The sequence below is a fragment of the Ekhidna lutea genome, from assembly GCF_900188325.1.
Lineage (GTDB): Bacteria > Bacteroidota > Bacteroidia > Cytophagales > Cyclobacteriaceae > Ekhidna > Ekhidna lutea.
Genome location: NZ_FZPD01000001.1, coordinates 903,317 through 910,423, shown reverse-complemented (window position 1 = coordinate 910,423; position 7,107 = coordinate 903,317). Strand labels below are relative to the sequence as shown.

General features: G+C 41.6%; 2 protein-coding genes. Both read right to left on the bottom strand.

Going from position 1 to position 7,107, the window contains the following annotated elements:
• Positions 1 to 5,285: beta strand repeat-containing protein (locus CHB71_RS04025; RefSeq protein ID WP_144017321.1), on the bottom strand; the 5,285-nt coding region annotated here is incomplete at its 3' end.
• Between the two features lie 310 nt (positions 5,286 to 5,595).
• Positions 5,596 to 6,990, bottom strand: a complete 1,395-nt coding sequence (gene lpdA, locus CHB71_RS04020) for a dihydrolipoyl dehydrogenase (RefSeq protein WP_089355583.1) — start codon at positions 6,988 to 6,990, stop codon at positions 5,596 to 5,598.
• Positions 6,991 to 7,107: the final 117 nt, after the last annotated feature.

Here is a 7,107-nt window from a genome sequence, read left to right as displayed (position 1 = left end):
GTATCACCATCTGCGTCACTGTCATTGTCCAGTACACCACTCGCTGCACTTACATTGTTTGTGCTGCCTTCATCAAAGGTGTAAGTATCTGCTACTGCTACCGGTGCATCATTCTGAGGCGTGATGTTTAAGGTTACTGTTACAGTGTTCCCATCTACTGTTCCGTCATTCACCTTGTAAGTGAAGCTATCAACAGTCGTCTCTGAGCCATCATGCTCATAATCGAAGCTACCATCTACATTCAATGTCAATGTACCATTCGATACATCGCTCACTAAGATTGAAGTGAAAGTGTCACCATCTGCGTCACTGTCATTGTCTAGTACACCACTCGCTGCACTTACATTGTTTGTGCTGCCTTCATCAAAGGTGTAAGTATCTGCTACTGCTACCGGTGCATCGTTTTGGGGTGTGATGTTTAGTGTTACGGTTACGGTGTTACCGTCTACTGTTCCATCATTCACCTTGTAAGTGAAGCTATCAACAGTCGTCTCTGAGCCATCATGCTCATAATCGAAGCTACCATCTGCATTCAGTGTCAATGTACCATTCGATACATCGCTCACTAAGATTGCTGTGAAAGTATCACCATCTGCGTCACTGTCATTGTCCAGTACACCACTCGCTGCACTTACATTGTTTGTGCTGCCTTCATCAAAGGTGTAAGTATCTGCTACTGCTACCGGTGCATCGTTTTGGGGTGTGATGTTTAGTGTTACGGTTACGGTGTTACCGTCTACTGTTCCATCATTCACCTTGTAAGTGAAGCTATCAACAGTCGTCTCTGAGCCATCATGCTCATAATCGAAGCTACCATCTGCATTCAGTGTCAATGTACCATTCGATACATCGCTCACTAAGATTGCAGTGAAAGTATCACCATCTGCGTCACTGTCATTGTCTAGTACACCACTCGCTGCACTTACATTGTTTGTGCTGCCTTCATCAAAGGTGTAAGTATCTGCTACTGCTACCGGTGCATCATTCTGAGGCGTGATGTTTAAGGTTACTGTTACGGCATTGCCGTTATCAGTGCCGTTAGTAACTCTATATTCAAAGCTATCAACAGTTGTCTCTGAGCCATCGTGAGTATAAGTAAAGCCACCATCTGCATTCAAGGTCAACGTTCCAAAAGAGACATCTGAAACCAATTCGGCTGTGATACCACTTCCGACATTATCTACATCATTATCCAAAACACCACTTGCGGCATTGACTGAATTGTTTGAACCTTCATCAAATGTATATGAGTCAGCAACGGTCACAAGATTTGGATTTGTTTCCACTATTGTGAGCGTAACAGATACTGTATTTCCATCTGTCGTGCCATCATTTACTTTATATGTGAATGCATCACTTGTGGTAGAAGTGTTGTCGTGCGTGTAATCAAAACTACCATCCGAATTAAGCGCTAATGTTCCGTTGGATACATCGGTAACCAATATGGCACTAAGTGCATCACCGTCTGCATCAGAATCATTAGTCAGAACACCTGAAACAACGTTAACCGAATTAGAAGATCCCTTATCAAAAGTGTAAGAATCAGCAACTGCAACCGGTGCGTCATTGACACCATTTATATTCAAGGTTACTTCAACTGTATTTCCGTCTACTGTTCCGTCATTCACTTTGTATGTGAAGCTATCGCTTGTCGTCTCTGTGCCGTCATGGGTGTAATCAAAGCTGCCGTCCACATTCAAGGTCAGTGTGCCATTCGATACATCTCCTACTAGTATCGCTGTGATTGCATCACCATCAGGATCACTGTCATTATTCAATACACCAATCGCTGCATTCACATTGTTTGTGCTGCCTTCATCAAAGGTGTAAGTATCTGCTACTGCTACCGGTGCATCATTCTGAGGGTTAATAGTAAAAGTGACTGTTGCGTCAGCTGTTTCACCCATTCCATCAGATAAACGATAGGTAAACGAATCAGTGGTAGTCTCTGAACCATCATGCGTGTAAACAAACGTTCCGTCAGAATCTAAAACGAAAGTCCCATTGTGATTAGCAGGGTCTGTCAACTTCGTAACTGTTAATCCTGCGTTTGCGATATCAGAGTCATTTACGATAACCCCATATACTGCTGGATTTCCTCCTGAACCATCTGCATCATTTACACTTAGGGTAGCTCCCTCATCAACTGTGTATGAATCATTTTGAGCATCTGGTGTATCATTTAGAATCACAACCGTTACATCCTGTTGGGTAGTATCGCCTTTTGCGTCTACTGTAAGTATCGAAACGGTTGAAGAACCAACAGTTAAATCTCCTTCTGTTGAAACATATATAACTCCGCTTTCTGCGTTGATAGATGTACCTGTAGGTAAAGTGCCACTCTTAACTTGTGCGCAAACTATTGCCCCGTCAGCATCTGTTGGGTAAGCTAAGCTATCCGTATTATTGAGTTGATCGATGGTTTTATTTAAAATGGTATACACTGCATCCTGAAAGCACTCTAATTCGAGAGGGCCAACTGATACTGACAAGCAGCCACCTGCCTCAACTTTAATGTTTTCATAAATGCCGGCAGATAAATTAGGAATAACCAATTCTCCATCTGCATTAGCTGATAATGCTATAGTTTGATCTGCTCCACCTTCACTGTAGGAAATATTATACGGCGTACTTGGTACTAAGCCGGTAAGCTCAATCGAACCATCCATTGCACTGCAAACAGTCGGAGAAGTTATTGTTCCAAGAGATATTGCGGGCGTTCCCAAGTCAACCAGGCTTACAATATCTTCTAACACATTTGATTCACAACCAGACAATTCGACAGAAAAGTCCTGGTAATCATCAGCCTCAAGACCTGAAATGGTAAGTACTCCTAATGCATCTGTTGATAAAGAAGCTGTTTGTACTCCTGCAGAGTTAGTGTAGTTAACACTGTAAGCTGTACTGGCCACTAAACCCGCTAGTGAAATGGAGCCATCTGCAACACCACATGACGTTGGGTTTACTGTTAAACCAAGGGATACTGATGGAATGCCTATTGGATTTAAATCAATCGCATTCAAAATAGTATTTGAGTCGCAAGAGCCATCATTCACCTTTATCCCACTATATGTACCAGCACCCAAACCTGAGAGAGTGAGTAGTCCACCAACACTATTCAAATTAGTGGTTGTTGCAACCCCATCAACTGAGTATGTTACATCATAGTTTGAAGATCCTGTAAGTCCAGATAGAACAATAGATCCATCAGTTGCTCCACAACTTGTAGGAATGGTTGATGAATTAACAACCAAATCCAACACACTTCCGAGGCTAATGTCAGCCAATGGCTCTGAGGAACATCCTCCGAGCGAAACTGTCATGTTTGAGTAAGTATCAGCAGCAAGCCCAGTGAGTGTGATTGTTCCACCTACAGAACTAGGCACTCCCACAAGCGACTGCTGACCCTCAATATTCACATAGCTTATATCATAGTTTACACCACCGGTTAGACCAAGTAGTGTGACTGTACCATCTTCTGCACCACAGGTAGTTTCCGGAGTAACAACACCGAGTGAGAGAGCAGGAACAACATCAAGGTTTATTGGACAAACAAGTGAATTAGAAGAGCACCCATTTAATGAAACACTAATGTCACTGTATTCATCTGCACTCAAATTAGGGATTGTTAATTCTCCTGTTCCAGCATCTGCCGTTATCGAGACAGTCTGAAGACCTGAAATATTTCTATAAGAAACATCATAAGTAGTTCCTGGAAGAAGACCTAACAAAGTGATTTCTCCATCAGAAGCAGCACATGCGGAAGGCAATTGTGTGGTGCTAAGAGAAATCTCCGGAATGGCAATTTCGTCGAGCGAGATTATATCGTCTAAAATATTTGACTGACAATCACCCTGTTCTACAAGGAAATTGGTGTAAGATCCACTTTCCAAATTTTCAATTTCAAGAATCCCTGAGCTATTCGCAGTAAGTGAAACCAATTGATCAGCTTCATTTACCTGAAAACGTATATCATAAATCTCACCAGAGATTAATCCTTCAATTTCTATGTAGCCATCTGCAGACAAACAGCTTAGCGGACTTAGAATGCTACCTAAAGAGATGGTTGGCAATGAAGACAAACTAACCTCAGCTAAAGGAGTAGAGGAGCATCCGAGGCTTTCAACTCTGAGGTTTCGATAAACACCTTCGCCCAATCCAGGTAAAGCGACTGTTGTTTCACCTGCCCCGGTAGCTATTGTCGTTGTAACTGTAACACCGTCTTTGTTTTCATAAGAAACATCGTATGAAGTGAGCGCCAGTACACCAAGTAGTTGAATCTCACCATCTAAACTTGTACAAGTTGATGGTTGAGTCACAGTACCTAAAGTCACAGTACTTGGAAGAAGTCCATCGAAAATTGTGATACGATCGAGGATCAACCCCGCGTCACAACCATTTCTTGAAACCTGGAAGTTTGAGTACGTTCCTGCTGAAAGTCCTGAAATGGTAATTATTCCAGTAATTCCATCTGAAGTGATAGTTGTGCTGACAGTCGTATTACCATCAAAGTAAGAAACATCATAATCAAGTGCTGCAAGAGGAGCACCCGTTATCAATATTGAACCCGTGCCTCCACACACTACTGGCTGAACGGGAACGCCTAATGTAAAAGACGGTATAGATGGCTCTTCTAATTCTACAGAACAAATGGTGTTAGACACACAGCCATTTAAAACAGCTTGAATTTCTTGTAACTCACCATCTCCAAGACCGGTTATCGTAACAGATCCAAGGGCATCAGAGGTTAGGTTCAATGATTGAAATCCATCTTCATCCGTATACTGAATGGTATACTCTGTAAATGGCAAGAATCCCAGTAACTGAAGCGAACCATCTAATACTCCACATATGGTAGGGTGCGAAAGAACACCTTGAGAAATAACTGGTGGAACAGTAAGTTCTATTTCAGCACTTGGCAAACTTTCAACTTCTCCTGAGGCAGTTGCAGTCGCCGAAAGAAGACCGGATGTCAAATTAAGACCTGCAATTCTCCAAGTACCGTCTGAGTTAACAGTGGTAGAACCCAGCAATACCTTAGTATCAAAAAGGGAAGTTCTCAAATAGAGATTAATGATAGAGCCTTCAGACTCTGTAGATGTTCCTGTTATCTGAGTAAGTAAAGACAATCCACAAACATCCGTAGAGATAATTGGTGTGTCTGACCTTCCAGGTGCACCAAAAAGGAGACTCGTCTGTAAAAGAACGGTAATTATGAAAAACTGCTTAATTAAATTTTTTAAAGAGAAACTTTTCCTTCTCAGCAATTGGTAGTGTATGCCCATTTTTTCTAGCGTTTAATTGTCTCTTGCCAGTAGTATTAATTGTGATGTCAAACAAACTGGAAATCAATTATTTATTAATGCCTCAAAATTGGGGGTGTTAGGCAGGCCAAATTCTCCGAGGGTGGGCTTATTGTTTTTTACGCATTATACTTAAGTATTTATTCTCTACGCAAGTAACGAAATGAGTCTTCAGGAAAATGAGAAATTAGTAAGAAAGTGTCTTCCAATACACTGAGGAAAGATTTTATGAGCATAAAAAAAGCCCTTCATTTATGAAGGGCTCCTTTTCTGATTAGTATTTCTACGTAGATCACAAATGAATTACCTCATCATAAGCAGCAGCGGCCGCTTCCATTACGGCCTCACTCATAGTTGGGTGAGGGTGTACAGTTTTGATAATTTCATGACCTGTTGTTTCGAGCTTTCTGGCGGCTACAGCTTCGGCAATCATTTCAGTCACATTGAATCCGATCATATGCGCTCCCAGCCATTCTCCATATTTTGCATCAAAAATAACCTTCACAAAACCATCTGAAGCACCAGCTGCTTTGGCTTTACCCGAAGCTGAGAATGGGAACTTACCTACTTTAATTTCATAGCCTGCCTCTTTTGCGGCTTTCTCTGTATACCCAACGGAAGCTATTTCAGGTGAACAATAAGTACAGCCCGGGATATTATTATAATCCAACGGCTCCACGTTCATGCCTTTAATCTTTTCTACACAAATGATACCTTCTGCAGATGCTACATGGGCCAGAGCCTGACCTTTTACAATATCTCCGATTGCATAAACACCGTCTACATTGGTTTTGTAGTAATCATCCACCAGGACTTTGCCTTTTTCAGTTTTCACACCTACTGCTTCCAAACCAAGGTTCTCAATATTTGTAGCTACCCCAACAGCTGAAAGTACTACATCACAATCTATCTGCTCTTCTCCTTTTTTCGTTTTAACTGTCACTTTGCAGCCTGAACCTTTTGTATCCACCTTGGTCACTTCAGAGCTGGTCATCACCTTCATTCCTGACTTTTTGAAAGTTCTTTCCAGTTGCTTACTTACCTCCTCATCCTCAACAGGCACAACCCGATCCATAAACTCTACAATTGTCACTTCGGTACCAAGCGTTTTGTAGAAATAGGCAAATTCAACTCCGATTGCACCAGAACCAACCACAACCATTTTCTTAGGCTGTTTATCTAATACCATTGCTTCACGATACCCGATGATTTTCTTACCATCGATAGGAAGATTAGGTAATTCTCGGGAACGACCACCTGTTGCAAGAATGATGTGATTTGCATCATAGGTAGTCACTTTTCCTTTTTCATCCTTTACCTCTACTTTCTTACCCTTCTTGAGCGTGCCATATCCAGCCAGGTGATCGATTTTGTTCTTTTTAAATAAAAACTGAATCCCTTTACTCATTCCACCTGCAACATCCCTACTTCTTTTCACCATCCCGGTAAAATCAGCTTTTGCATCTTTCACATTGATCCCATAATCGGAAGCATGATTGATATAGTCAAAAACCTGTGCACTTTTAAGAAGCGCCTTGGTTGGAATACATCCCCAATTCAAACAAACACCACCAAGCTCCGCTTTTTCTACTACTCCCACTTTCATTCCAAGCTGAGAAGCTCTGATAGCTGCGACGTATCCGCCAGGTCCACTTCCGATTACAATAAGATCATATTTTGATGCCATGCTCTATTAGATTTTAATATTGAGCCGCAAATTTAACCCGAAAAGTTGTGGAATATAAGAGCTAAGCAGTCTTCTCTCTATCATTATCTTTGGCAACAATTTGAATCATCAAGATGA

What these genes read in the sequence shown, in the direction of transcription:
- lpdA (WP_089355583.1), bottom strand. Translation starts at nt 6,990, where the DNA reads ATGGCATCAAAATATGATCTTATTGTAATCGGAAGTGGACCTGGCGGA.